The sequence below is a fragment of the Geobacillus sp. C56-T2 genome (assembly GCF_007829715.1).
In the GTDB taxonomy this organism is placed as follows: Bacteria; Bacillota; Bacilli; order Bacillales; family Anoxybacillaceae; genus Geobacillus; species Geobacillus icigianus.
This window is the reverse complement of the sequence record NZ_VJWB01000001.1, coordinates 936517-962669: the sequence shown is the minus strand read 5'-3', so window position 1 is coordinate 962669 and position 26153 is coordinate 936517. Positions and strand designations below refer to the sequence as shown.

23 protein-coding genes and 3 pseudogenes are annotated in these 26153 nt (G+C 52.5%); 7 read left to right on the top strand and 19 right to left on the bottom strand.

Going from position 1 to position 26153, the window contains the following annotated elements:
- Window positions 1-317: 317 nt before the first annotated feature.
- The 4 genes and pseudogenes from GC56T2_RS04920 to GC56T2_RS18040 form a co-directional block, all read right to left on the bottom strand.
- Window positions 318-1184: an NAD(P)-dependent oxidoreductase gene (locus GC56T2_RS04920; protein ID WP_144973473.1), complete on the bottom strand. Its 867-nt coding sequence runs from the start codon at window positions 1182-1184 to the stop codon at window positions 318-320.
- A 130-nt stretch (window positions 1185-1314) separates the two neighbouring features.
- A complete protein-coding gene (locus GC56T2_RS04915) occupies window positions 1315-2100 on the bottom strand; it encodes an SDR family oxidoreductase (RefSeq protein WP_033844840.1) in 786 nt (261 codons plus the stop codon).
- A gap of 342 nt (window positions 2101-2442) precedes the next feature.
- A pseudogene (locus GC56T2_RS04910) lies at window positions 2443-3117 on the bottom strand (transposase); the annotation flags it as partial.
- A gap of 77 nt (window positions 3118-3194) precedes the next feature.
- Window positions 3195-3781, bottom strand: a pseudogene (locus tag GC56T2_RS18040) (transposase); the annotation flags it as partial.
- Between the two features lie 25 nt (window positions 3782-3806).
- Between GC56T2_RS18040 and GC56T2_RS04900 the strand changes: the two are divergent.
- Window positions 3807-4556 (top strand): DUF6426 family protein, encoded by a 750-nt coding sequence (locus GC56T2_RS04900; RefSeq protein WP_033017698.1) that lies wholly within the window; start codon window positions 3807-3809, stop codon window positions 4554-4556.
- A gap of 690 nt (window positions 4557-5246) precedes the next feature.
- Here the strand turns inward: GC56T2_RS04900 and odhB are convergent.
- The 3 genes from odhB to GC56T2_RS04880 all read right to left on the bottom strand — a co-directional run bounded on the left by odhB (window position 5247) and on the right by GC56T2_RS04880 (window position 11637).
- A complete protein-coding gene (gene odhB, locus GC56T2_RS04890) occupies window positions 5247-6521 on the bottom strand; it encodes a 2-oxoglutarate dehydrogenase complex dihydrolipoyllysine-residue succinyltransferase (protein WP_144973469.1) in 1275 nt (424 codons plus the stop codon).
- A 31-nt stretch (window positions 6522-6552) separates the two neighbouring features.
- Window positions 6553-9405, bottom strand: coding sequence for a 2-oxoglutarate dehydrogenase E1 component (locus GC56T2_RS04885; RefSeq protein WP_144973467.1), 2853 nt, complete (start codon window positions 9403-9405; stop codon window positions 6553-6555).
- A 255-nt stretch (window positions 9406-9660) separates the two neighbouring features.
- A complete protein-coding gene (locus GC56T2_RS04880) occupies window positions 9661-11637 on the bottom strand; it encodes a methyl-accepting chemotaxis protein (RefSeq protein ID WP_144973465.1) in 1977 nt (658 codons plus the stop codon).
- A 233-nt stretch (window positions 11638-11870) separates the two neighbouring features.
- Here GC56T2_RS04880 and GC56T2_RS04875 point away from each other — a divergent pair, with 233 nt between their 5' ends.
- Together GC56T2_RS04875 and yyaC are read left to right on the top strand one after the other, a co-directional pair.
- Window positions 11871-12539: a GNAT family N-acetyltransferase gene (locus GC56T2_RS04875; RefSeq protein WP_144973463.1), complete on the top strand. Its 669-nt coding sequence runs from the start codon at window positions 11871-11873 to the stop codon at window positions 12537-12539.
- A 90-nt stretch (window positions 12540-12629) separates the two neighbouring features.
- Complete coding sequence (yyaC, locus tag GC56T2_RS04870) at window positions 12630-13178, top strand: spore protease YyaC (RefSeq protein WP_144973461.1); 549 nt, start codon at window positions 12630-12632, stop codon at window positions 13176-13178.
- A gap of 45 nt (window positions 13179-13223) precedes the next feature.
- Here yyaC and ptsP read toward each other — a convergent pair whose 3' ends face one another.
- The 4 genes from ptsP to glcT form a co-directional block, all read right to left on the bottom strand.
- A complete protein-coding gene (gene ptsP / locus GC56T2_RS04865) occupies window positions 13224-14945 on the bottom strand; it encodes a phosphoenolpyruvate--protein phosphotransferase (RefSeq protein WP_144973459.1) in 1722 nt (573 codons plus the stop codon).
- Window positions 14945-15211, bottom strand: coding sequence for a phosphocarrier protein HPr (locus tag GC56T2_RS04860; RefSeq protein WP_144973457.1), 267 nt, complete (start codon window positions 15209-15211; stop codon window positions 14945-14947). The genes ptsP and GC56T2_RS04860 overlap by 1 nt, the downstream gene beginning before the upstream one ends.
- 115 nt (window positions 15212-15326) lie before the next feature.
- Complete coding sequence (gene ptsG / locus GC56T2_RS04855; RefSeq protein ID WP_144973455.1) at window positions 15327-17342, bottom strand: glucose-specific PTS transporter subunit IIBC; 2016 nt, start codon at window positions 17340-17342, stop codon at window positions 15327-15329.
- Between the two features lie 331 nt (window positions 17343-17673).
- Complete coding sequence (gene glcT / locus GC56T2_RS04850) at window positions 17674-18531, bottom strand: glucose PTS transporter transcription antiterminator GlcT (protein ID WP_144973453.1); 858 nt, start codon at window positions 18529-18531, stop codon at window positions 17674-17676.
- Window positions 18532-18816: 285 nt separating this feature from the next.
- On the opposite strand from glcT, the gene GC56T2_RS18035 reads away from it, so the two are divergent.
- Complete coding sequence (locus GC56T2_RS18035) at window positions 18817-18945, top strand: hypothetical protein (protein ID WP_255516021.1); 129 nt, start codon at window positions 18817-18819, stop codon at window positions 18943-18945.
- Between the two features lie 3 nt (window positions 18946-18948).
- On the opposite strand, the gene GC56T2_RS18030 is transcribed toward GC56T2_RS18035, so the two are convergent.
- The 5 genes from GC56T2_RS18030 to GC56T2_RS04830 all read right to left on the bottom strand — a co-directional run bounded on the left by GC56T2_RS18030 (window position 18949) and on the right by GC56T2_RS04830 (window position 22958).
- The gene (locus tag GC56T2_RS18030; RefSeq protein WP_255516020.1) at window positions 18949-19074 is read right to left on the bottom strand and encodes a hypothetical protein; all 126 of its coding nucleotides are present in this window, start codon (window positions 19072-19074) and stop codon (window positions 18949-18951) included.
- 193 nt (window positions 19075-19267) lie between these two features.
- The gene (locus GC56T2_RS04845) at window positions 19268-20530 is read right to left on the bottom strand and encodes an ATP-binding protein (protein WP_144973451.1); all 1263 of its coding nucleotides are present in this window, start codon (window positions 20528-20530) and stop codon (window positions 19268-19270) included.
- Between the two features lie 44 nt (window positions 20531-20574).
- Entirely contained in the window at window positions 20575-20820 is a 246-nt protein-coding gene (locus GC56T2_RS04840) for a YueH family protein (protein ID WP_144973449.1), read from the bottom strand.
- A gap of 59 nt (window positions 20821-20879) precedes the next feature.
- Window positions 20880-21629: an SDR family NAD(P)-dependent oxidoreductase gene (locus GC56T2_RS04835; RefSeq protein ID WP_144973447.1), complete on the bottom strand. Its 750-nt coding sequence runs from the start codon at window positions 21627-21629 to the stop codon at window positions 20880-20882.
- A 759-nt stretch (window positions 21630-22388) separates the two neighbouring features.
- Window positions 22389-22958 (bottom strand): hypothetical protein, encoded by a 570-nt coding sequence (locus tag GC56T2_RS04830; RefSeq protein ID WP_144973445.1) that lies wholly within the window; start codon window positions 22956-22958, stop codon window positions 22389-22391.
- A gap of 178 nt (window positions 22959-23136) precedes the next feature.
- Between GC56T2_RS04830 and GC56T2_RS04825 the strand changes: the two genes are divergently transcribed.
- The 3 genes from GC56T2_RS04825 to GC56T2_RS04815 all read left to right on the top strand — a co-directional run bounded on the left by GC56T2_RS04825 (window position 23137) and on the right by GC56T2_RS04815 (window position 24553).
- Window positions 23137-23331 (top strand): hypothetical protein, encoded by a 195-nt coding sequence (locus tag GC56T2_RS04825; protein ID WP_033017672.1) that lies wholly within the window; start codon window positions 23137-23139, stop codon window positions 23329-23331.
- Window positions 23332-23527: 196 nt separating this feature from the next.
- Window positions 23528-24112 carry a cell wall hydrolase gene (locus GC56T2_RS04820; RefSeq protein WP_033843404.1) on the top strand — a complete coding sequence of 195 codons (585 nt, stop codon included), beginning with the start codon at window positions 23528-23530 and terminating at the stop codon, window positions 24110-24112.
- A 264-nt stretch (window positions 24113-24376) separates the two neighbouring features.
- Window positions 24377-24553 carry a YkvS family protein gene (locus tag GC56T2_RS04815; RefSeq protein WP_012749561.1) on the top strand — a complete coding sequence of 59 codons (177 nt, stop codon included), beginning with the start codon at window positions 24377-24379 and terminating at the stop codon, window positions 24551-24553.
- 32 nt (window positions 24554-24585) lie between these two features.
- On the opposite strand, the gene GC56T2_RS04810 is transcribed toward GC56T2_RS04815, so the two are convergent.
- From GC56T2_RS04810 to GC56T2_RS04800, 3 genes and pseudogenes are all read right to left on the bottom strand, one after another.
- On the bottom strand, window positions 24586-25281 hold the full coding sequence (locus GC56T2_RS04810) for an oxidoreductase (RefSeq protein WP_144973443.1): 696 nt from the start codon (window positions 25279-25281) through the stop codon (window positions 24586-24588).
- Between the two features lie 45 nt (window positions 25282-25326).
- Window positions 25327-25656, bottom strand: a pseudogene (gene queF, locus GC56T2_RS04805) (preQ(1) synthase); the annotation flags it as partial.
- Window positions 25657-25954: 298 nt separating this feature from the next.
- Complete coding sequence (locus tag GC56T2_RS04800) at window positions 25955-26128, bottom strand: tunnelling fold family protein (protein ID WP_370454522.1); 174 nt, start codon at window positions 26126-26128, stop codon at window positions 25955-25957.
- Window positions 26129-26153: the final 25 nt, after the last annotated feature.

Here is a 26153-nt window from a genome sequence, read left to right as displayed (position 1 = left end):
ACTATACCTCGCCAAGAAACAATATTCAATATTTTTTGACGAATAATCGCTGCACTCTCCGTCGGTCTGAACGGCTTTTCCCACGCCAACGCCGACCTTCTAGCAGGACCGGGACTGAATCGAACATCCCGCTTCCGAGCATCGTTTCCCTCATCGAAAAACCTCGTAGCATCCGGTTTTCGTTTTCCTCCATTCGCTCATGGACGGGGAAAAACCGCTGGTATTCACCAGCTTGCTAGCGGCCAAACAGCAGCAAGCCCTAGCATTCGTCGCGCCTTAGGGGCAACGGACGCTAGGGCAGCCCAAAACGCGCGCCATCATTCTGACGCGTACCGTTTGTACAACGCCTGCGTGCCGCTGTTTTCCTCGCCGGCTTGTGCCAGCTCCTCGTAAAGCCGCTTCGCAAGCGCTAAGCCCGGCAGCGGCAAGTTCATCCGCTCCGCTTCTTCAAGGGCAATGTTCATATCTTTGAGGAAATGCTTCACGTAAAATCCGGGAGCAAAATCGCCAGCGAGCATGCGCGGCGCCAAGTTGCTCAGCGACCAGCTGCCGGCCGCCCCTTTAGCGATACTTTCAAGCACTTTGAATGGATCAAGACCAGCCCGCTTGGCATAGGCGATCGCCTCGCACACCCCGATCATGTTCGTGGCAATGGCGATTTGGTTGCACATTTTCGTGTGTTGGCCAGCTCCCGCTTTCCCTTGCAAAATGATGTTAGTTCCAAGCCGCTCAAGGATCGGCTTGCACGCCAAAAACACGTCTTCGTCACCGCCGACCATAATCGTCAACGTTCCTTCGCGCGCGCCGATGTCGCCGCCGGACACCGGCGCGTCCAACGCATGAACGCCTTTTCGCTTCGCCGCTTCGTAAATCGATTGCGCCAGCGTCGGCGTCGATGTGGTCATATCGATGACGTATGTTCCCGGCCGCGCGTTCTCCAAAATGCCGCCCTCACCGAAATACACTTGCTCGACATCGCGCGGATAGCCGACCATCGTCATCACGACATCCGCCTCCCGGGCCAAATCAGCGACCGTTTCCTTCCATGCCGCCCCCTCTGCCAGCAAGTCGTTTGCCTTTTCTTTCGTTCGCGTATAGACGAGAAGGGGATAGCCTGCTTTTAGCAAGTGGCGCGCCATGCTTTTCCCCATCACACCAAGTCCGATAAACCCGATTGTTTTCATGTTGTTTCTCCCCTCCGATCCGCTTTGGCGGGTGTTGGTCAAGGACGAGTCTAGCTTCTCCACCTATCCCCCATGCTCAATGAGATCGTGCAGATTTCATGACCGTTTTGACGCTACCGATCCGCTCGGCTTAGATGGCCTTCACCATGCCCCCATCGACAATGAGCGCCTGCCCGGTAACATACGAGTTCGCCTCTGACAGCAAGAAAACGACGATGTTGGCAAACTCTTCGGGAGTTCCGTAGCGACCGAGCGGAATGGCGCTTTTCATGCGCGCTTCCATCTCTTCTTTCGTAATGCCTAGTTTCTCGGCGTTCACCTTGTCCAAAAAGGCGACCCGTTCCGTTGCGATTCGCCCTGGGGCCACCGTATTGATCAAAATGCCATCCGGAGCGAGCTCCCCAGCCAACGTTTTCGTCAGCCCGACGATGCCGGTGCGGAACGTGTTGGATAAAATCAAGCCCGGAATCGGCTCTTTGATCGATGAGGAGGTGATGTTGACAATTTTTCCGCCCTTTTTCTTTAAATAAGGAAGCGCTTCGCGAATGAGCCGAATATAGCTCAATAAATTGAGCTCGAACGCATATTGCCAGTCTTCGTCGCTCACCGTTTCAAACGTCCCCGCGGGGGGACCGCCGGCGTTATTGACGAGCAAATCGATCGTCCCAAACGTCTCCACTGTTTTGGCGACCAGCTGGCGAATCTCGTCCGCTTTCGTCACATCGGTGCGCACGTAAGCGACGCGCCCCTTATGTAACCCGTTCAGCTCCTCAGCAACCTGCTGCAGTTTTTCTTCGCTTCGGCTCGTGATCATCACGTTCGCCCCTTCGAGCACAAGCGCCCGAGCGATCGCCTTGCCGAGCCCTTGGCTTGAGGCGGCAACCAACGCCGTTTTTCCCGCCAATCCGAGTTCCATCGTCATCCCCCCAAAAAAAATCATCGCAAGTCATAATATTCGCGGCTATGCTCGATTTTCCTTCTTTCGCCCCGCGAAAAAGCGGTCACGACTCCATACTCGTGAAATGAAGAATGGTCTTTGCGCCTCACCAAGAATATTGCATCCTTTCTGGCGAACGTTCTGCGTCACTGTAGATGGGCAACTAAACGACCATAGACAAAGACCATTAGACAAACATCGTTTCCTCATTTAATTCTCCCCCTTGCTCCTGTATAAACATTTGAAAAGCAATATCAGGCTGTAGATGAGCATTTTTTATTACAATCATTTCCATTCTCTGAGAGACAAACAGGGTACCCCTTAGGCGACATGGAGCTGTTTTTTGATCACATCAATGGGAATATCTTGCTTCGCCGCGTCGTAAATGAACTCAATCAGGCTGTGTCCTTTCCGAGTCCGGAGAAGGTCCAGCCCGGAAGAGAGGTCTTGTTGGGATTCCGCGATGCTGTATACGCAGGCGAACAGCACCACGACCCAATACCGTTTGACCGCCCGAACGTGGCGAACGCGGTACCCATCAAGCTTCAGCTGGTCTTTGGCCTGCCGGAAAACGCATTCGATCGTCCATCGCTGGGCTTAGTAACGCAAGATATCTTCATCGCTAAGCTCCCGGTCGGTGCCGAAGACAACATGCAGATGATCCGGCGTCATTGGTTGATCCGCCTCCCAAGCCAGCAGCACCACCGTGTCATCGAGGCCATGGATTGCTCCCTCGTAGCGATACACGCGGTAACGCTCGTTCCCCACCGTGACGAGGCAGGTGTCGTTGAACTCAATATAGCGGGCAAACTCCTTCGCTTGGATGGCGATGCCTTTCCGGTAGAGGATCCGGTTCGTCTTGAGCATGGCGATGGCATGGAATCCTTGTTTCACGCAGGCTTCGATGAGCGCTTAGGACGGATCCCATGAATCCATGAGCACATACACCCGCTGGGCCCGCTTCCCCTTGAGCGAAGAAAGCATCTCGATCACCAGCTAGGTTGATCTAGCTTCTTTCCGTTTTTGTTTGATTGTCAATTTGTGTTAGTAAATTTGCTTTTGCTCATCTGCAGTTAATTATAATAATCCTTTTCACTAGTTGAATGCCAGCGCTCAACCAGTCCTTGTATGGCCAGGGAATACGCCAGCAAGATGCCATCAAGGACCACCTCAAATCCAGCCACAGAATTCGCCTGAATGTCGATGATCTCGTGTTGTTCTAGAAGAATCGAAAACACCATTTCAACTCCTTTGCGTTTTTTCGAACCGATTCTTTCCATGCCTTGGATACGCCATGCTTTTGCTTGTGTCAAAGACATGGCTTGTCGTACAGCTTTTCGCAAAACGAGCAGCTGATGCACCCTTTGTCTCCAAAGTTGTAGAGAGGAGGGAGATTTGAGTTATCACCATTTCAACCGCTTTGGGACGCTTCCGTCACGACATAGCCTATGGACACTCTTAACCTCCGTCATTTGAAGATGCAACTTGAAACCGTAGCACCACTGCTTTTTAGAAACACAATAATCCATATCTGCAATCCCTCGAAATTGCTTGCCGTGCTACATTTTCGCTGGAGGCACAACGGAAGAGGCAAACTGTCAACGACAGCATAGGCATTTTTAGAGACAATCGTTCGATTGCGTTCTTTGATTGTTTTGATAACTACAATAGGAGGAGTAACAATAATGATAAAAAATACCTTAGGAAATCTCACAAAATTATTTTTTGTTTTTTCGTTAGCTTTTAGTCTGTTGTTGGTGGAGAGTAGCATCATCGCTTCCGCTGAAGAAGAGACTTCAAATACAGAGTGTTCATTGAACAACAAGGCGAATGTGACATTAAATGGGTTTTTAGATAGAACCAAAGAATCGAAAGTAGTTGTATCTCAAAACGGAAATAAAGTAGTTGAAATAACAGACCCAGAAGTTCTTAAACGATTAGAAACTTCTGTTCCTGCACCAAACGGGAAAAAACTAGTTGGGGTTTCGATCGCATACACTCAAACACAAGAATTGTCCCTTTCAAATGACCGTTCTGTAGTGACTCCGCAATTAGGAACTGGTTATTATCTAAAAAACATTACTACTAGTGAGGCATGCGGAATAGAAATAATAAGACAATCTACCTTTAAAGGACCATCAACAGCTACCATGTCTGTAAAACAAGGTGTTTCTGCCACATGGTCATCGAACACAAATATAAGCGCTGAAACAGTTTCAGCAACGTTGGGATTTAATGTGACAAAATCTTATGAAGTTACAGACACCTATCAAATTCGAGTTCCAGCGGGAAAAACCTATACCATTATTGCTAGACCGTATTACAAAGTTTATAATTTTGATGTTTGGTACGACCCCCTTATTGGATGGGATTCTAAAGTAGGATATGGATATGCAGCTAAACCTGTAGGGGTGTGCTTTTATTACTATGAGTAATGTTCTGTTATCAGTAAGAATACAGAAGCAAGTTTTCCATGAAACTTGCTTTTGTTTTTGTTCTTCATCTAAGACTCAAGAAAAACAATGGGATTCGCCTGATTGGCGATCAATCACAAAGAACGAAGTTATGGTGTTGCAAGGTTTTTCAATTTTTGAGACACTGGTAGAGAGTAGCATTTGTAAATCACCAGCCTTCTAGCATAAACGGCCGTTAAAAAGGAGGTATACAAAAATATGTTCAAAGACCCTAGCAGGATGAAGTTTGTTTCACTCATTCTTTCTCTCATTGGATTGTTGCTCATGTTAAACAGCCCTGAATTGGGGAGTCGGCTTGCATCATCATGGGTTCGATCGATGGGCGGCTCTGTCGACTCTCAAGAATACTTGCAAATGCTAAAGGAATATATAAGCACGTATAAGACACTCGGGGGAATTTTGTTGTTTGTAGGCTTGTTTTCTTTTCTTAACCATCGCTACCCGTAACGTCGTGTTTGTTCGTGCATCGAGAAGTCTGTTTTTGTGCACATTGGCACCTTTCCAATATAAGCGGCGTCGCAGGATGATGGCAAGCATCTCTTCTCTTATTTTGAATATGTTTCCACAAGAAAAGGTGAAAATTCCCCAACCGGCCCCAGCCAGCGAAAAAGAAGGAGCCTGCACATCGCAGGCTCCTCTTTTCCTTCCTAATCAGCTTTCCAGCAGCAAGTCTTCCGGATTTTCGATCAAGTCTTTCACCGTTTTTAAGAACCCTACGGCCTCTTTGCCGTCGATGATGCGGTGATCGTACGACAGGGCGACGTACATCATCGGTCGGTTTTCGATCCGTTCCTCATCGATGGCGACCGGGCGCAGTTTGATGGAATGCATTCCTAAAATGCCGACTTGCGGGCCATTTAAGAGCGGGGTCGACAGAAGCGAGCCGAACACGCCGCCGTTTGTGATCGTAAACGTGCCGCCTTGCAAATCGGCAAGCGACAGCTTGTTGCTGCGCGCTTTCACCGCCAGCTCGGCGATATCGCGCTCGATTTCGGCGAAGTTTTTCCGGTCGCAGTCGCGCACGACCGGAACGACAAGCCCTTCGTCGGTCGATACGGCAACGCCGATATCATAATATTTTTTCAGCAAAATTTCATCGCCTTGAATTTCGGCATTGACATACGGATATTTTTTCAGCGCCGCCACGGCTGCTTTGACGAAAAACGACATGAAGCCGAGGCGCACGTCATGCTCTTCGAAAAATTTGTCTTTTTTCCGTTTGCGCAGCTCGATGACGGCGGACATATCAATTTCGTTAAACGTCGTCAACATCGCCGTCGTTTGCGTCACTTCGAGCAGCCGTTTGGCGATCGTTTGCCGACGGCGCGACATTTTTTCGCGGATAACCGGCTTGCCGCTTTCCGGAGTTGGCGTTGGCGTCGAAACGGATGGCGCCGTCGGAGCCGGTTGCGGCGCCGCTTGCGGCGCGGCGGCCGACTGAGCGGCAAACGAAGCGACATCTTGCTTGCGGACGCGCCCAAGCGGATCAACGGTCGGCACTTGCGTCAAATCAATGCCTTTTTCGCGCGCCATTTTCCGCGCCGCCGGCGAAGCGATCGGGCGCTGTCCTGGCGCTTGGGCGACAGCGGCCGGCTGCGGCGCCTTTTGGTCCGCGCGGGCGTCCGGCATGGCCGGCTCCGTTTCAGCGGCCGGCTGCGATGCCGCTTGCGGGGCGGCCGCTGGGGCTGCTGCTCCTTCACCAATAACGGCGATCGCTTGGCCGACGGCGACCGTGTCGCCTTCATTTGCCAACAGCTGCTGCAAAACGCCCGACTCTTCAGCCATGATTTCAACGTTCACTTTATCCGTTTCCAACTCGCAAATCGACTCGCCTTTTTCCACGTAGTCGCCCGGCTTTTTCAACCATTGAGCGATGGTGCCTTCGGTGATGGACTCTGCTAGTTCCGGGACTTTGATTTCAGCCACGTTGATGCCCTCCTCAAACGTTCCATAATCATCATTCATGTTTCGTTAATGCACAGCGGATAATGCGCTCCTGCTCTTTCCGGTGAACGACCGGATCGCCTTCCGCCGGGCTCGCGCGCCGGCGCCGTCCGATGTAGCTGACATCGACGCCAGCGGGCGCCAAAGCCCGCAAGCGCGGTTCCATGTACGTCCAAGCGCCCATATTTTTCGGCTCTTCTTGCACCCAGACGATCTCTTTCACGTTCGGATAGCGGGCGATGATGCCTTTCAACGCTTCTTCTGGAAACGGGTACAGCTCCTCGATGCGCACGATGTGCAGCCAATCTAGCCCTTCCATTTTGTTCAACTGCTCCGCCAAATCGATCATCAGTTTGCCGGTGCCGAATACGATTCGCTCCACTTTGCCGGCGTCCGTCCCTAGCCCCGGCTGCTCAAGCACCGGAGAGAACGAGCCGTTCACGAACGCATCGGCATCCGATGAAGCCAGCGGATGACGAAGCAGGCTCTTCGGCGTCATGATGATGAGCGGACGCACCTCTTCTTTTTGCAACAGTGCCGCTTGCCGGCGCAAAATATGGAAATATTGCGCCGAAGTAGACAAGTTGGCGACCGTCCAGTTGTTTTCCGCGGCCAGCTGCAAAAACCGCTCGACGCGCCCGCTTGAATGCTCCGGTCCTTGCCCTTCGTAGCCGTGCGGCAAAAGCATGACAAGCCCGGACTTTTGTCCCCATTTCGCCCGTCCTGATGAGATAAACTGGTCGAACATCACCTGCGCCATGTTGGCAAAATCGCCAAACTGCGCTTCCCAAAGCACGAGCGTCTCCGGCGCGTAGACGTTATAGCCGTATTCATAGCCGAGCACGGCCGCTTCTGTCAACGGGCTGTTGTACACGACAAACGAAGCTTTCGCGCCGCTGATGTGATGAAGCGGAACATACTCTTTGCCCGTTTTCACATCGTGCAGCACCAAATGGCGCTGGGCAAACGTGCCGCGCTGCGAATCTTGGCCGGTCAAGCGGATCGGCACGCCGTCTTGCAAAATCGTGGCAAACGCCAACGTTTCCGCGTGCGCCCAGTCGATGTTGCCATTTTCGGCAAAGACGCCGCTGCGCCGTTTGAGAATGCGCTCCAGCTTGGTAAACACATGAAAGTCGGCCGGGAACTGGAGCAGCTCCTCGTTGATGCGATGAAGCGCGTCTTTCGCCACACCTGTTTTCACTTCCGGCAGCCGATCGACGACCGGTTTGGGCGGATCCATAATGAAATCGAGCTCATCTTCGTTTTTCGGCACCCGCTCATAAGCGATTTTCAGCCGTTCGGCGACCTCGTGCTCCATTTCTTCCACTTCTTGCTCCGTCAAAATCCCTTTTTCAACCAATTTTTGGGCATACAATTGACGCACGGTCGGATGTTGGCTGATGAGTTGATACATCGTCGGATTCGTCGCCATTGGCTCATCCATTTCGTTATGGCCGAAGCGGCGATAGCCAATCAAATCGATGACAACGTCTTTCTTAAATCGCTGGCGGTACGCAAACGCCAAGCACGCCGCCGCCAAACAGGCCTCTGGATCGTCGGCGTTGACGTGCACCACCGGCACTTCGAACCCTTTCGCCATATCGGATGCATACGTCGTCGAGCGCGAGTCATGGCTTTCCGTTGTAAAGCCGATCATGTTGTTGGCGATGATATGGATCGTCCCTCCGGTCGTATAGCCGCGCAGCTGGCTAAGGTTGAACGTCTCAGCCACAATGCCTTGCCCCGGAAACGCCGCATCGCCGTGAATCAAAATGGCAAATGACGCGTCCGTATTTTGCGCCGGCACGCCTGGGTTCGTCCGATCTTCCTGAGCGGCGCGCGTGTAGCCAAGCACAACGGGATTGACGACCTCAAGATGGCTTGGATTGTTGGCGAGCGTGATCCGCATCGTATGGGCGTTTTGATTGCGCAAACGGCGGGCAGCTCCCAAGTGATACTTGACGTCGCCCGTCCAACCATAAGTGATGGAAATGGCTCCTTCTGACGGGATAAAGTTTTTGCTTTCCGCATGCTGGAATTCAGCGAAAATCATTTCGTACGGCTTGCCAAGCACATGGGCCAGCACGTTCAGCCGGCCGCGGTGCGCCATGCCGATGTTGACCGCGTCGACTTCATGCTCGATCGCTTGGCGAACCAACTCGTCCAATAGCGGCACCATGGCGTCCAAGCCTTCAATGGAAAACCGCTTTTGTCCGACAAACGTCCGATGGATGAACTTTTCAAATCCTTCCACTTCCGTCAGACGGCGCAACAAAGCGACCCGCTCTTTGTTCGCCAAGCTCGGGTAGTACGCTCCGGATTCAATTTGCTGGATGAGCCAGTTCCGTTCTTCTAGATTATGTACTTGCGAGAATTCAAAGGCGATTTTATCGGTATAGATTTTGCGCAAGTGCAAGATGGCGTCCCAGCCGTTTTTGACATGCGCCGGGGCATGCGGGCAAAGAAACGCAACCGGAATGCGCTTCAAATCGTCTTCCGTTAAATCATACTCCTCCAGCTCTAAACGGCGCAACGTTTTCTCCTCTTTGACGAGCGGATTCGTGTCCGCTGCCAAGTGACCGTAATGGCGGATGCTGTCCGCCAGCTTGACGGCGGCGACAAGCTTGCTGAATACGGTCGGTGTTTCCGGCAGCCGGAACGTTTGGTGCGTTTGCGCTGCTTCCTCCGCTTCGGAAGAAACCGGTTCTTCCAACAGCGGCGCCCCCCACTGTTCAAACAGCTGCTTCAGTTCTGGGTCGACGCTGTCCGGATCATCGAGGTACTGTTCGTACATTTCGATGACGTAACCGAGGTTCGGCCCGTAAAACTGGCTCCACGGTTGAGCATAGTTGGTCTGATTTGCCATCGTGAAAAAACCTCCAACTTGTTTTCGTGTCCCTCGGGTCAAGCTAACAGCAGTTAGCAAGACACCGCACTCCCATTTGGCTACCATTATTCCCGAATGAACGGCAAATTAACGACAATAAACGCTTTCACTGTTTATTTTAACACTATTGCCCGTTAAAATCGACGCAGAAACTTAAAAAAATTCAACTCATTATCATTGTTGGAATAGTTCGAATAATGAAAACCGCAGCCGGACAACGGCTGCGTTTTTCTGTTACGAGAGCTTGAATTTTTCTACGAGCTGCTTTAATTGCTGGCTCATCTCGCTTAACGTTTCCGCTGATTGCGTCACCGTCGCGAGCGCCTGCAGCTGGTCATCGGCCGAAGCGGCCACTTCTTCGGCTGCTGCCGCCGACTGCTGGGCGATGGCGGCGATGTTTTGCATCGCGGCAATCACATCGTCCTTGCTTCCGTTCATCCGCTTCGCTCCCTCCATTACATTGGCGAGCGCGGCTGTTAACTGTTCCATCATGTCGGTGATTTTCACGAACGAATCGCCGGTCGTGTGCACCGCTTCCCGCTGCTCGTTGTACGCTTGTTTGGAGCGGCCGACCGCCTCGATCGCCAATCCGGCCTGCTGCTGAATAGCCGCGATCGTTGCGCGGATCATTTCCGTCGCCTTCGCTGATTGTTCCGCCAGCTTGCGCACTTCATTGGCAACGACGGCAAACCCCTTGCCGTGTTCCCCGGCGCGCGCCGCTTCAATGCTGGCGTTCAGCGCCAACAAGTTCGTTTGGCCGGAAATGGCGGTAATCGTTTGAATCACTTCGTCAATTTCGCCCATTTTTTTCACTAAATCGCTGATGACGCTTTCTACGCCGGACAGCTCCTGTTTTGCTTCTTCGGATTTTTGCTGCAAACGATTTAAATGCTCCAGTCCGTCATAGCTAGCCGTTTTCGTTTCGTGCGACAGCGACTCCATGTCGGCTGTTGCACCGGTGACCGCTTCGATTTGCCGTGACAGCGCTGACGTCTGGTCATTGATCGTATCAAGACTTCCGGCTTGATCGGTCGTCCCTTTGGCAATTTCACCGATCGCTTTCGCCACCTGTTCGCTTGTGGCCATCGTTTCCTCGGAGACAGCGCTTAAATGGTCAGCGGAAGCTGCCAATTCATTGACAGAGCGGTTCACTTCTCCGATCAGCGCCCGCATATGCCCGATCATGTCGTTGAAATGGCGGGCGAGGCGCCCGATTTCATCTTTGGCCGTTACCCGCGCCTGCACCGTCAAGTCACCGGCTGCTGCCTTTTCGACTTGCTCTTGCAGAACGATCACCGGTTTCGTAATCGAACGGGCCAAAAAGTAAATGGCAACAAGCGCGACAATGAGGGCGATCACCGTAATGACAAGCATATTCGTTCCGATTGTGCGGCTCATCGCCGACAAGTCCGCTTCCTTATAAACGACGCCCAACTTCCAGCCGAGCTCCGGAATGGTCGTAAAATACATCACCCGTTGTTCGCCATCCTGCTCGTACTGCCGCATGCCCTTGTCATGCTCGAGCATATAGCGAACAGTTGCGTTTTTCGCCATGTTTTTCCCTTTATACTCAGGATGAACGACCGCCACCCCTTTTTCGTCAAACAACACGGGATAACCGTGGTAGCCGACGTCGCTTGCATTGACGATTCTTGTGACTGTATCCAGCGTCATGTCAATGCCGACAACAGCCAAGATGCGGCCGTTTTCGCTCACCGCTTTCGCCAGCGTCACAACGTGTTTACCGGTGATGGCATCGACGTAAGGCTCCGTCCACACGACCTCGTCCGGCTTCTCCATCGCTTTTTTGTACCACGGGCGGCTCGTCGGATCATATCCATCCGGAAGCTCCGTCGTTGGCGTTATGTACATGCTTTTCCGCTCCGTGCCGATATAAATGAACTGGACGTTTTCATGAATGCGCAAAAACGTGCGGAACTGCTTTTCCAACTGCGGCCATGCGTTTTCATCTTGAACCATTTGCAAGACCGAAGGCGACTCACTGAATTGGACAAGGCTGTTTTCCTCGCTTTGAAAGCTGGTGCGAATGTCGCCAAGCAGCCCTTGCAGCGCTGACTGAGCGCGCTGTTTCACGTCAGCGTCCACGAGCTGCCGCGTTTGGATCACGCCGACGAGCTGCACGGCGGCTAACGAAATGACCAACAATAAAGCCATTAAGACAATGAGTTTGCTGCGCAATGTCCGAAACACTCGCTATTTCTCCCCTCTTCTTCCTCTTTTTGTCGAACTATGTTTCATTATAGAAGGACAATCGACCCCCGTCTATAGGATTAGCTTCTTAATTCATACATAAGGTTGGTGAAAAACGCTGATCCCTTTCATCTATCGGCCAACGGTCGGTTTCCTCTTGGATGAACCTTTTCTTGGCGTCTTTTCTATCTTTCGGTTATGATGAAGGTAAAACGAACGAAAGGGGGATCGGCGTGTACAAAAAACGGCTATACGTGTTCGACGGCGACACGCCGCGGCAAGCCGTCATCCGCAACTATACGAAAAGCGATTTTCCCGCTCTCATCCGCGTGCAGCAGGAAAGCTTTCCGCCTCCGTTTCCGTCCGAACTGTGGTGGAACGAGGCGCAGCTGGAAAACCATGTCACCTTGTTTCCCGAAGGGGCGCTATGCGCCGAAGTCGATGGGCGCATCGTCGGATCTATGACCGGGCTCATCGTCGACTTTGACCCGAACCATGCCGACCATACGTGGGAAGAAATAACCGATGGCGGCTATATTCGCAACCATCGCCCGGACGGCAATACGCTTTATGTCGTTGACATTTGTGTTTCCCCGCCGTATCGGAAGCTCGGCCTTGGCAAGTGGCTCATGCAGTCGATGTATGAAGTCGTCGTTCATCTCGGGCTCGACCGGCTGCTCGGGGGCGGACGGATGCCCGGTTATCACCGCTATGCGAACGAACTGTCCCCGGAAGAATACATTCGCAAAGTGACAGCCGGTGAGTTGAAAGACCCGGTCATTACGTTTTTGCTTCGCTGCGGGCGCACACCGCTTGCGGTTGTCCGCAATTATTTGGAAGACGAAGAATCGCTCAATCACGCGGTGTTAATGGAGTGGCGCAATCCGTTGAAGCAAACATGAGGAAAAACTTTCAATCGTGAACAGAAAGGAATCGCTGGCGGCGATCGCGAATAAGACAGCAAGAACAAAAACGGAAAGGACTCGTAAGCGATGAGACCGATTCCTTACAGCGATCCGCTCGCTCCTTTGCTCATTCGCAATGAACTGTTTTCGTTGCTGCCGGCGCACATCGGCCATTTGACGGTTGTTTGCATCGGCAGCAACCGCATTAACGGCGACAGTTTAGGACCGTTTGTCGGCACGCTGCTTGAGAATGTGTATCCCGATCATCTGACCGTCATCGGCACGCTGCAAGCGCCCGTCGATGCCACCAATCTCCGCTTCGTGCATGAGCGGCTGAACGAACGCGGCTCCTACGTGCTGGCGATCGACAGTATCGTCGGTCCGTGGCCGTTTGTCCATACGATCGCCATTCGTCCCGGGGCGCTCGCTCCCGGCACGGCGCTTGGTCATTCCCTTCCATCGATCGGCGATCTCAGCATCATGGGAGTGATGATGGAGGATACGGCTGATATGAGCGTGCTTCCGTATACGAATTTGCACATTGTTTATCAAATGGCGAAAGTCATCGCCGTCGGCCTTTCCCTTACCGTTAGGCAGCGCTACGGTTACGAGACGTCCGCTCCGTTGCTCGCGTAAGGACAAAAAAAAGCGCGGCGAACACGAATGTCACCGCGCCTTCATTTAGGCGATATGGAACGTTTGTTTGATCAACGCCACTACTTCCTCCGCCGTGCCGAGCGACAGCACCGTCTCTTTGATGCGGGCCGCTTCTTCTTTCGCCAGCTGTTTCAACTGAGCGCGCGCCGGCAAAATCGAAGTGGCGCTCATGCTGAACTCATCGAGGCCAAGGGCGAGCAAAATCGGAATCGCAATCGGGTCGCCGGCCATTTCCCCGCACATGCCAACCCATTTCCCCTCGCGGTGGGCGGCGTCGATGACGTGGCTGATGAGCCGCAAAATCGCCGGATTGTACGGTTGATATAAATACGAAACGCGCTCATTCATCCGGTCGGCGGCCATCGTATATTGGATTAAGTCGTTCGTGCCGATGCTGAAAAAGTCGACTTCTTTCGCGAACTGATCGGCCATCACCGCCGCGGCCGGGATCTCCACCATCATGCCGACTTCAATGTCATCGGCAACCGGCACACCTTGGCGGAGGAGCGCCTCTTTTTCTTCAAGCAAAATCGCTTTCGCTTGGCGGAATTCCTCGAGCGTGGCAATCATCGGGAACATGATTTTCAAGTTGCCGTGCACGCTCGCCCGCAGCAAGGCGCGCAGCTGGGTGCGGAACATGTCTTGCATTTCCAAGCAAAGACGAATCGCCCGGAACCCTAAAAACGGGTTCATTTCTTTTGGCAAGTTTAAATACGGGAGCTCTTTATCGCCGCCGATGTCAAGCGTGCGGACGACGACCGGTTTGCCATTCATTTGTTCAAGCACCGTTTGGTAGGCAGCAACCTGCTCTTCCTCCGTCGGCAGCTCCGAGCGACCCATGTATAAAAACTCCGTCCGGTACAAGCCGATGCCTTCCGCTCCGTTCGCCAGCGCCCCTTTTACATCGTCCGGCGTGCCGATGTTGGCCGCCAGCTCAACGTGGACGCCGTCGGCCGTCACCGTCGGCTCATCGACGAGTTTCGCCCATTCCGCCTTTTGCGCCTCATAGCGGGCTCGCTTTTCTTCATAATGGGCGAGCCGCTCCGGCGACGGATTGATGACGACTTGTCCATCGAGCCCATCGATGACGACGATATCGCCGTTTTTCACTTCCGCCGTCACCGCCTTCGTGCCGACGACGGCCGGGATTTCGAGCGAACGGGCCATAATGGCCGAATGCGATGTCCGTCCACCGATGTCGGTCGCAAACCCCTTGACATATTGCCGGTCGAGCTGCGCGGTATCGGACGGCGTCAAATCTTCGGCGATAATGACGACTTCCTCAGAAATGAGGCTCGGGTTCGAGATCGTGACCCCGAGCAGATGGGCGAGGACGCGTTTCGTGACATCGCGGATGTCGGCGGCCCGCTCCTTCATGTATTCATTGTCCATTCCCTCGAACATGGAAATGAAAAACGAGGCGGTTTCCTCAAGCGCATACTCGGCATTCACTTGTTCGGTTTGAATTTTTTCTTTGATCGGGTTCAACAGTTCCGGATCATCAAGCACAAGCAAATGGGCGGCAAAAATGGCGGCTTTGTCTTCGCCGAGCTTCTCTAACGCGTGCTGTTTGATCGCCTCGAGCTCTTCTTTCGCCTTGGCGACCGCCGCCTCAAGCCGCGCCACTTCCGCCTCGACGTCAGCGATCGTTCGCTTTTCAGTCGCCAAATGAGGGGTTTCTAAGCGGTACGCCTTGGCAATGGCGATACCGCTCGATGCAGCAATCCCATGGATGGTTTTTTCCATTACTGCGCGAGACCCTCTTTCGCCAACGTGTCCGTCAATGCTGCCATCGCTTCTGCTGCATCGGCCCCTTCCGCCGTAATTTTAATCGTTGCCCCTTTCGGAATGCCAAGCGACATCACGCCCATGATCGATTTCAAGTTGACGGTTTTCCCGTTGTATTCAAGTTGGATTTCGCTGTTAAATTTGCTCGCCGTTTGCACTAAAATCGTCGCCGGGCGGGCATGGATGCCGGAGTCGGAAATGACTTGAAACGTTTTTTCTGCCATCGTTCATCAATCCCCTTTTCTTTCATCATTATTTTCCTTGCCATCATATCAAATGCTGGGGCGAGGAGGCAACGGAAAATGCTTGTCCTCCCGCCCCAACCGATCAGCCGGCTGTTCAGCCGATTTCCACCACACCGTCTTCTCCTTGGGCGACCGTGCCTTGCTTATGGACGCGCACCGTCTCGCCCGCTTGCAAGTTCGTGAAAATGACCGGCGTCACGATCGATGGCGCGTTCCGCTTCACATAGTCGAGGTCAACGCGCAAAATCGGCTGTCCTTTTGTCACCGCGTCGCCCTCTTTCACGAGCGCTTCGAACCCTTCGCCATTCAGTTTCACGGTGTCAATCCCAAAGTGGATCAACACTTCATGGCCTCCGACGGATTGAATGCCGATCGCGTGCTTGGTCGGGAATACGTTCAAAATTTTCCCGTCAACCGGGGAAACGACAGTACCCTCTGTTGGCATAACCGCAAAGCCGTCGCCCATCATTTTTTGCGAAAACACCTGATCCGGCACCTCAGACAGCGGGACGATTTCCCCGGCGAGCGGCGAGGCGATCCGTTCCGCCTGCGCTGCGGCCGGTGCCGCTTTTTTCGCTTCCTCTTTCGCTTTGACCGGCGTTTTTCCTTGCATAATGTCTTGAATCTGTCCTTTTAAGATGTCCGATTTCGGCCCAAAAATCGCCTGCACGTTGTTGCCGACTTCGAGCACCCCGGCAGCGCCGAGCGCTTTCAGCCGCTCCTTATCCACTTGACCGATGTCATGAACCGAGACGCGGAGGCGGGTGATGCACGCATCCAAATGTTCAATGTTTTCTTTCCCGCCTAAAGCGGCCAGCACTTCATACGGCAGATCGCCGGCGGCCGCCTCGGTCCGCGGCGCTTCGTCAACCGTTTTTTCACGACCCGGCGTCGCCAAATCCCACTTGCGGATGGCAAAGCGGAATCCGAAGTAATAAATGACGGCGAACACCAACCCAACCGGAATGACAAGCCACCAAGCCGTCCGGTTCGGCAAGACGCCAAACAGCAGGAAGTCAATCACGCCGCCGGAGAACGTCATCCCGATTTTGACGTTCAGCAAGTGCATGAGCATAAACGACAAGCCGGCAAAGACGCAGTGAATGGCAAACAGCGCCGGAGCAACGAACAAGAACGAAAATTCGATCGGTTCGGTAATCCCGGTCAAAAACGACGTTAACGCCGCCGACCCCATGATACCGGCCACGACCTTTTTGTTTTCCGGACGCGCTTCATGATAAATGGCGAGCGCCGCTGCCGGAAGACCGAACATCATAAACGGGAACTTCCCGGTCATGAACGTGCCAGCCGTCAGCTCCACCCCGTCTTTCAGCTGCTCGAAAAAGATTTTTTGATCGCCGTGAATGACTTGGCCGGCCTTGTTGACATATTGGCCGAATTCAAACCAAAACGGCGCATAGAAAATATGATGGAGCCCAAACGGGATCAGCGCCCGTTCGATGATGCCGAAAATGAACGCCGCCAGCGGCTTGTTCGCGTCAATCATGTTATGGGAGAAAGCGTTGAGCCCGTGTTGGATCGGCGGCCAAACGAATGTCATCAAAATGCCAAGCACGACCGCCGATGCCGCTGTCACGATCGGCACAAAACGCTTGCCGGCGAAAAAGCCGAGATATTGCGGCAACTCAATATTGAAATACTTGTTGTACATGTACGCCGCCAAAATCCCAACGATGATCCCGCCGAAAACACCCGTTTGCAATGTCGGAATGCCGAGAATGTTGGCATAGGACGGGTCAGATCCGACCATATCGGCGCTGACACCTAAAATGACGCTCATGGTGACGTTCATGATCAAATAGCCGATGATCGCGGCCAAGCCGGCCACACCATCTCCTCCGGCCAAGCCGATCGCCACCCCGACGGCAAACAAGAGCGACAAATTCGAGAAAACAATGCCGCCTGCTTGCTCCATAACGTTGGAGACAAGCACAATCCAATCGGCTTTTAAAGCTGGAATTTTATCGGTCAGCGCCGGATTTTTCAGGGCGTTACCAAACGCCAGCAAAATCCCGGCCGCCGGCAAGATGGCCACCGGAAGCATAAGCGCTTTCCCGACTTTTTGCAGCGTGCCAAACGCTCGTTTCATGTGACACCCTCCTTTAGGTTCCTTTTCTTAAGTTTTGCAGCAAACGGCAAATTCATGTACCGAAAATGGCGCGGTGGGCGATCCGCAGCAAAACGGAGCAGCAGGGAGAAAGCGCCTTCGATCGAGCCTCTCGGCGTGGCTTTGCCGACGCAAAACTAGCCCATTGGGACAGAAACAGCCCTTGAGATCGGCCAGCGCAACAAAAAAAGCATGAATAAAGAGCAGCAAAAAAGAACGCTTACAACAGCCAGCAAACGCCAGCTGCTTTCGTCCCTTTTTGCCCTCTTTACTCATGCCTGATCGAATCAGTAACACGTAAAGCAAGGCAGCGCTATGCCGTTGTTCCGCTTTTTTTCTCCGCCAGCCGCTGCAAATGCAACGTCAAATAGACCGCCTCCGCATCATCTGCGGGCTGACGAATCGTTTGCTGCATGACTTTGATCAGCTTCCACGCTAAATTGTAGCATAGCGGATACGCTTCTTTCAAGATTTTCGACAAATTTTTCGGTTCTTCGACTTTTTCCCCTTTTTTCATCCGCTCAATCGCATAGCGCAAATGGCGGACAAATCGCAAATAATGAATGCTCTCGCGGTCGATCTCAACCCCGAGCTGCTGTTCGACGATCTCAACAAGCTTGGCGATCAGCTGCGAGTATTGGTTGGCTTCCGATACTGTTTGCTTCGAAATGGCGCTATGAATATGAAGAGCGATAAAGCCTGTTTCCCCTTCCGGCAACACGACGCCAAGCCGCCGTTCAATCATGCCGGCCACTTCGCCGGCGATTTCATATTCGAGTGGATACAAACTTTTCGTTTCCGCCAAAAACGGGTTTTTGACGTCAAGCCCTTGCTCGAGCCGTTTGAGCGTAAAGGCGATATGGTCGGTCAGCGCCACGTGAATATGCTCATCGAGCGGCGCGTCCACGCGCCGTGTAATATGCTGAATCACCTCGTTCATCAAGGCGATCAATTCCTCGCTCAATTCAGGCAGCAGCTTTTTATACTGTTCTTGTTCACGCTCATTTTTCAGCACAAAACATTTTTCCACTGCGCTCTCGGCAATTTCATCCCCCCGTTTTTTGCCGAAGCCGATCCCCTTGCCGATCAAAACGACTTCGCCATACGCCGGGTGGGAGGCGATCAACACATTGTTGTTCAGTGCTTTTTCGACGCGAAACGGCTGTGCCAATCGAGCTCCTCCTTTCTATGCGGATCGTTTGCTTCGGAGCTATGCGAACTCATTATAAACCGGACCGGCCGTCAGACTCAATGAAAAAAGATCGTGTGTTGCCGGATGAGACGCCGCCCTTTTCTCCATACTATCAAGAGGGCGCGGATGGGAGGGAATGGGATGCCTTACCTCTCGATGAACGAACGGGTTCGTCCCATTCCGACCAAACATAGCCGTGAGCTAAACAACATCTTGCGTCTATATAGCAAGAAGCGGCTGCTTACATGAAAGGAGGGAACAGAGATGTCCAAAAAAGGAAGACAAAATAAGGTCAGCCAAGAAGTAGCCAATCCAACCGTCTCGAAAGCGGAAGCGGAACTCGCCAAAGACAGCGTCGATACAGGGAAACAAGCGAAAAAAAACCGCTCATAACTATCAAACCGGGGCGGACGGAAAAAGCCCTCCTTTCGACAGCTTTCCGTCAGCCCCGGCTTTTTGAGCAGCAGCCATGGCGATCAGTTTGGCGGCGCATAAAATGACGGTCAATCGGCCAATCCGCATTCCATCACAGCCTCTGGCGCGATTTTCCGTTCTTGATTCCACTTATCATCCGCCGAAGGTTTCAATTTTCATACATGGGACCCGCCCCTTCTGTTATCTGTTTCGCTTAACCGATCCATAGAACGCTTCCCATTCGTTGACCGCTTCTGTTTGTCCCTTTATCTTTTTCGCCCCTTCCGGACGATGTGTTCGCCTAAGATGCACGGGCGGACGGAAAAGTTAAATAAACGACGGTCCCTTTCCCCACTTCACTTTCAATCCGCATCGTCCCTTTATGCTCTTGGACAATTTTCATGCTCGTCGTCAACCCGAGCCCCATTCCTTTTTCCTTCAAAGTAAAGAACGGTTCGCCGATTTTTTGCAACCGCTCTTTCGGAATGCCTATGCCGGTGTCGGCAATATCGATGCAGACGCTCCCTTCAGCTTCAGAAACGCGGACATACAAGGTTCCGCCGTTAGGCATCGCTTCGACCGCATTTTTCATAATGTTCAAAAGCACTTGGACAATTTGGTTTTGATCGCCGTGCACATACGCTTTCGGAGCGTTGTTATGGACCGATACGGAAACATTGTTTAACGTCGCCTCATGGCCGATCAAACTGATCACATACGAAAGGGCCTCGCCGAGCAAAAACGGGCGGTAATCGTGGCTTTGCGGCTTCGCCAGCACCAACAGTTCGCTGACAATTTGGTTGATGCGGCCAAGTTCGCTCAACATGATGCGCATATAGTGATCGTTTACTTCCCGCGTCTCCTGCATCACTTGAATAAACCCTTTCATGGACGTCAACGGGTTGCGGATTTCATGGGCAATGCCTGCCGCGAGTTCGCCGAGGACCGACAGTTTTTCTTTCTTTCGCAACAACTCCTCGGCTCGTTTTTGTTGAGTGATGTCGCGGCCGATCGTCAACAGCCCCTTGCGCTTGCCGTTTTCTTCAAACAGCGGCACTTTAATCACATCAAACGTTTTCATTTCCCCGTCCGGCGTCTCGAACGATTCTTCGCGGCGCGTCACCGTTCCGCTTTCCCATGCCTCGCGATCCGATTCTATGCACTGCTCAAACGCCTTTTGGAAAAACGGCATTCGTTCGCCGAGTTCGCGGTCGGTTTTCCCGATATAGTCGATCTGTTCCAAGCCGTACAGCTGCCGGCCAAAATCATTGACGCGCAGCCATCGTCCTTCGCTGTCTTTAAAACAAACAAAATCAGGCATCGAGTTAATGAGCGTCAATAGTTGCTGCTCGTTTTCCTCCGTTTTTTCCAGCTGCTCGCGTTTTTTCAGCAGCTGATACAAAAACACGGCCGACAGCAACACAAACACCGTTCCTTTGGCCGCGCTGAGCACCGCATAGACGCCGCGGCCGACCGGCAGCACGTTGAGCAAGACATCGGTGGCAACGATCCATACTACACTGCCGATCATATAGGTTGCCATGACTTTTGATTTGTTGAACACGTCCCCATCGAACCCCTAACATGCAAAAATCGTGGGCCGCCGGGCTACATTTCCCGCGCCCAACCGAGCAGCTGCTTCGCCAACAAGGCGGCGCGCTCGCGACCGAGCCGTTTTTCCAACGATGCCTCCAACCGCCGCGCCGTCTCTTCCATTTCCTCCTCATAAGAGAATGAAAAGGACCACTCAAGCGCCGGAATAGCGAGAAGAATGTACTCCTCTTTTCGGTTTTCATAAAGATAAACGCGCGTAGGAGCTTGTCCGTCCACGACCGGCGTTTTGCGGATTTTCATTCCCTCATCCCACCTTTTGAAGACTTCCCATTTCATTTATTTTAGCAAACCCCTGCTCCCTACTCAATATACACCATTTTCCTTGTCATCCCCCCATCAATGATGAGATTCGTCCCGGTGATAAAATCGTTTTCTTCATCGCACAAATACAGACAAGCGCGCGCGATATCATCCGGTTGACCGACGCGGCCGGCCGGATGTTGTTCGTGGTCGATGCTCCGCAATTGGCGGTAATCGCCGGTTTCAATCCAGCCAGGGCTGATGCAGTTCACGCGGATGCGATCTTGGGAAAGCGACACCGCCAACGCATGGGTCAACGCGATGAGCCCGCCTTTTGACGCGGCATATGCCTCCGAATTCGGCTCGGACATCAGCGCCCGCGTCGAGGCGATGTTGACGATCGCCCCTCCTTTGACGTTGCGGCGCATATATTTCGCCGCCTCACGCGAAGCCAAAAAGGCGCTCCGCAAGTTCGTCGCCAACACGTCATCCCACTCCTCGACGGTCAAGTCATACGGCGATTTCCAGCGCGAAACGCCGGCGTTGTTAATTAAATAGTCAATGCCGCCAAAACGATCGGCCGCTTCCTTGACAAACCGCTCAATCTCAGCGGCCCGGCGCACGTCCGCTTTCACAAACGCCGCATGCCTCCCTTCCGCTCGCAGCTGTTCGGCTAGCCTTTCCCCGTTTTCCGCATCCATGTCGACGATGGCAACATTCGCCCCGTTTTTGGCGAACATTGTGGCGATGGCTTTGCCAATTCCGTTCGCTCCACCCGTAACAATCACCGTCTTTTGCTTCATTCCCATTCCACCCGTTCTCCTTTCCGCATTCTCAAAAATTCCATCTTTTCTTGCTCGGGAAACTACCGCTTATTATACCATTCAGAAGCGTCACAAAACATTCGCCCGCTCCTTAGGAGGCTGGTGATTGAATCCTAGGAGGCTGGTGATTGAATCGTGAATACGGCTTTACCATGTCATTTCTCAATTAGAAAAACCTTGTTGCATCGATTCTGCTTTTCGTCTATTCTCCCCATTGAGTAAGGGAATCAGCCGTTTTTCACCGCCCTCCTAGGAGACCGGTGATTGAAGGGAGCAAGCCGCTGATCAAGCCCGTTTCTCCAATAGAAAAGCCTTGTCGCATCAGAATCGCCTTTCAAACGATCCCCCATTGCTCAAAAGAAACAACCGTTTTTCACCAGCCTTCTAGAGGGACGGTGACTTCGTACAAAATTGTGCGATTCCATTTGTTTCTCGGTTAGAAAAGTCTAGGTTCATCACCGAAAGATGTACTTGACTTTTAGGAACAAACATGATATTATCCCTCCCGGTTGAACAAAAATAACAAAAAATGGTAATCAATCTTTTTGACGTTCTTATCATGAAAAACGTTTTTTGTCAAGTACATTTTGTGGTGAAGAGCCAAAGTCTAGTGAAATCAACCTTTTTTTGGCGCCATGCCGCAGATTTGCTTGCGGCAGCCGGCTTTCACCGGCCTTTTCGGCGCAATGACATGGAGTCCACTCGCAAAAAAAAGACCGCTTTATCGCGGTCTTTTTCCACGAGTTATGGAATATACGGCGTCGACCATCCAGGGGCGTAAGGGGTGGGACCGCCATCATATGACGGCATCCACGGCGCGGCGTAACCACCGTATGGCATGGTGGAGTGCGGCACCGGATAGTACATCGGCGCATACGGGACGCTGCTAGGAACAACAGCCGGCGTCACCCCCGTCGACATATGGGGAATGAACGCTGGCGCCGGGCCGCCTCCCATGCCAACAGCTGGCGTCATGCTCCCGTACGGAGCCATATGGCCGGCAGGCGGCGCATTGTCTTCTCCGCCCATCGGCCCGGCCGAAGCGGGCGCCACATTCGGCATGGTTCCTAGGCTGAGCGGCGGCATCAGATTCGAACTGTCTGGGCTGTCGAAACTATCCGAGCTCTCAAGCCCGCCCATATAAGCCGGGCTGACCAACGGCGCCATCGGCATCGCCGGCGGACACCAGTAGCTGTAAGGCATCATCGATGGATAGTAGGTCATCGGCATCGCCGGCTCGGCCGGGCCCGTCTCGCCGCTATAGCCGGCAGCCGCCGGAAATGGTTGATTCACATACGAATTCCAATGATTCATTGTCCTCTCCCTTTCTCACTCATATTCTCGGGGCGCGTACCCACCCATATTGTATGTCGGAACAAGCAAAGGGTGTTTGCCCGGCCAAAATATGGGTATTTATCCGCATCGTCGGCTGCGTTATGATGTATGATGAATGTTGACAAGGCGATTTCATCAACGGTTGGGGGGATCGATGATGAATGAAGCATGGGCCGTTCAAAAAATCAACGAACTGCGCAACGGCGTCATCTCTGAACTATTGGTGAAAAAAGAAGATTTTTTACTCTTCCGCTCCGTGCTCATCCAACAGCCCGATTTCAAACAGTTCCGCGGCATCGCCCAGCGCGGCGGCCACGTTCTCTACCATTACATGGATACCCCGCGCAGCTGACTTTTTTGTTTTTCATCGTTTCAACATCCGGCTTTCAAGGGGAAGAAAGCCGGATGTTGCTTTTGGCGGAGAAATTTCCAATGTTTCTATGAAACTCGTCCTATCAACGCTTCGCACACTTTTCCATCATTTAGATAATGAAGAACGACGCCATCCTTGTTACTCTAGTAGCGAGTTTACGAGAGGAGGGATGTGGATGAAACGAGGAAAGGCATGGGTGATGGCGCTATTGTGTGGAACGTTTTTCTTTGCCGGCCACGCCGATGCGGCGACCATTCATACAGTCAAACGCGGCGATACGCTTTGGAAAATCGCCAAACAATACGGCGTACCGCTGAAGCAGCTGAAACAAAAGAATCGCAAAGGCGATCTATTGTACCCTGGCGAACAACTCGTCATCCCTGATGCCGGCATCACAGCGGCAGAAAAAGATTTGCTTGCTCGCCTTGTTCATGCCGAAGCGAAGGGAGAACCGTATGCCGGGAAAGTGGCCGTGGCGACGGTCGTTCTCAATCGCGTCGATCACCCTGATTTTCCGGATACGATTCGCGACGTCATTTATGAGCGCTCTGGCGGCCATTACGCGTTCACGCCGGTCGCAAACGGAACGATCAACGAACCGGCTGACCGCGAATCTTACCGCGCCGTTGAAGAAGCACTTGCTTTTCGCGGTTTAGGAAACGGCTCGCTCTATTTCTATAATCCGAAAACGGCGAAAAGCAACTGGCTGCGCTCTCGCCCGGTGACCGTTGTCATCGGCAACCATGTGTTTGCTAAATAAACGAAAACAAAGGGGCGGTTTCGCCCCTTTTTTCAATCGCGAACGCCCTCCGTTGCGCTTCGCCGAGCCGTCGCCCTTCATTCCCCTTGAGGCAGGGGATTTGTTTCGGAACGTACGTTCAATTTTTTAGGACATATATCCCCTTTACTTGTATTCAAAAATACGGCAAACTAGTAAAAAAGCCGGTTGCAAGAATAAGTGCACCGAGTGGCTCCATCGCAGCAAATTCGGCTGATGATCAAATTGGATAAAAGGGGAATGACGATGAAAAAAGCCAAAGTCGGAGATATCATCGAGTTTAAAAATGGGTTGCGCGGCATTGTGGAGAAGGTGAATGAAAACTCAGTCATCGTGGATTTGACATACATGGAAAACTACCGTGAACTCGATTTGCAAGAACGGACGGTTGTCAATCATAAAAATTATAAAATTATTGAATAGGAAAAAGAGGCTGCCAAGAGCCTCTTTTTTGTTTACGAAATGCGGGCGAGTTCATCACATTCATAAATATGGACGCCGTCCGCCGCCGACAACGCCCGGTAAAACATCGCCAACGCAAGCTCGTGGGCATCAATCGGCTTGTACTTTTTCCACTTGCCAACGAACAAAAACGGCAGCCGACCGAACAGCCATCCGGCGAGCGCCTCGCCGAGGCGGAACTCCCGGCGCTTGCCAACAAGCAGCGACGGGCGAAAAATATGGAGCGATGGAATGGAAAGCCGTTGCAGCGCTTCTTCCGTTTCCCCTTTGACGCGTTGGTAAAAAAACGGCGAGCACGGGTTGGCGCCAATCGAGGAAACGGTCAGAAAGCTTTTCGCCCGGCACTTTTCCGCCAGCGCCGCGGCGCGCAACGTATATTCATAGTCGACCTGAATGAACTGCTGCTTTGTTTTCGCCTTTTTCCGCGTCGTTCCGAGACAGCAAAAGACGTCATCGACGTAAAAATACCGCTCATACGACTCGAGCCGGGCAAAATCGGCGACGACTTGCTGCAGCTTTTCATGTTCCAACGGCAGCGGGGTGCGGACGAAAATAGTCACTTGCCGGTATAAATCCGACTGCAGCAGCAAAGCCAGCAGTTCGCCGCCCACCAAGCCGCTCGCTCCAAGCAAAAGCGCTGTTCTTCGCTCCAACGCCAAAACCTCCAAGGCAAAACATTCATTGTTCATTATATATGAGGTTTGGCGAAAAAACTACCTCTTTTTTTACCGTCTTTAGCGGTTGTCGATTTTTTCCGGGTATAGGTCATGGTTGAGCAGCCGATATTCAGCCATTTGTTCATATTTTGTCCCGGGGCGTCCCCAGTTGCAATACGGGTCGATGGAAATGCCGCCGCGCGGGGTGAATTTGCCCCATACTTCGATGAAGCGCGGCTCCATCACGTTGATTAAGTCGTTCATAATGATGTTGACGCAGTCTTCGTGAAAGTCGCCGTGGTTGCGGAAGCTGAACAAATACAGCTTGAGCGATTTGCTTTCGACGCATTTTTTGTCCGGGATGTAGCTGATGTAAATCGTCGCGAAGTCCGGTTGTCCGGTTTTTGGCAACTGTTTGCCGACGCAAACAGGTGGACTATATCTTATTCTTATTCAGCTGCGATACTGAATAAGAACCCTTGCGCTTCCACCGCGGCAACAATGTGCAACGGTGTACTCTACTCTCTTCCTTCAGAGCTACTCTTACTCGCTTCACTCTGAAGTGATTTCGATAGTCTCTGCACCTTCCTCAAACGGAGCAACCGCTTGCCGTCTGAGGCTTGGCTCAGGGTCGGAAAAGTAGAGGGCCCTTTCTTCCCCTGAATTCACAAGGTTTAGCCGACAGCGTCACCGCTGAAGTGTGCCCTTATTGACACAGCGTCGTAAACTCCGGACAATTGAACTTCACGAAATAATCCCGGTCAGGATGTTTGTTGTCAAACACTTCAAGAAGATTCGGATTGTACGTGAACGAATACGTCGTCCCTTGATTGCCAAGCAGTGTCAAGTCTTTCAATTCTTCCTCTTTTCTTCCAGACATTCTTCCTTCCTCCTTCGCTGTCATT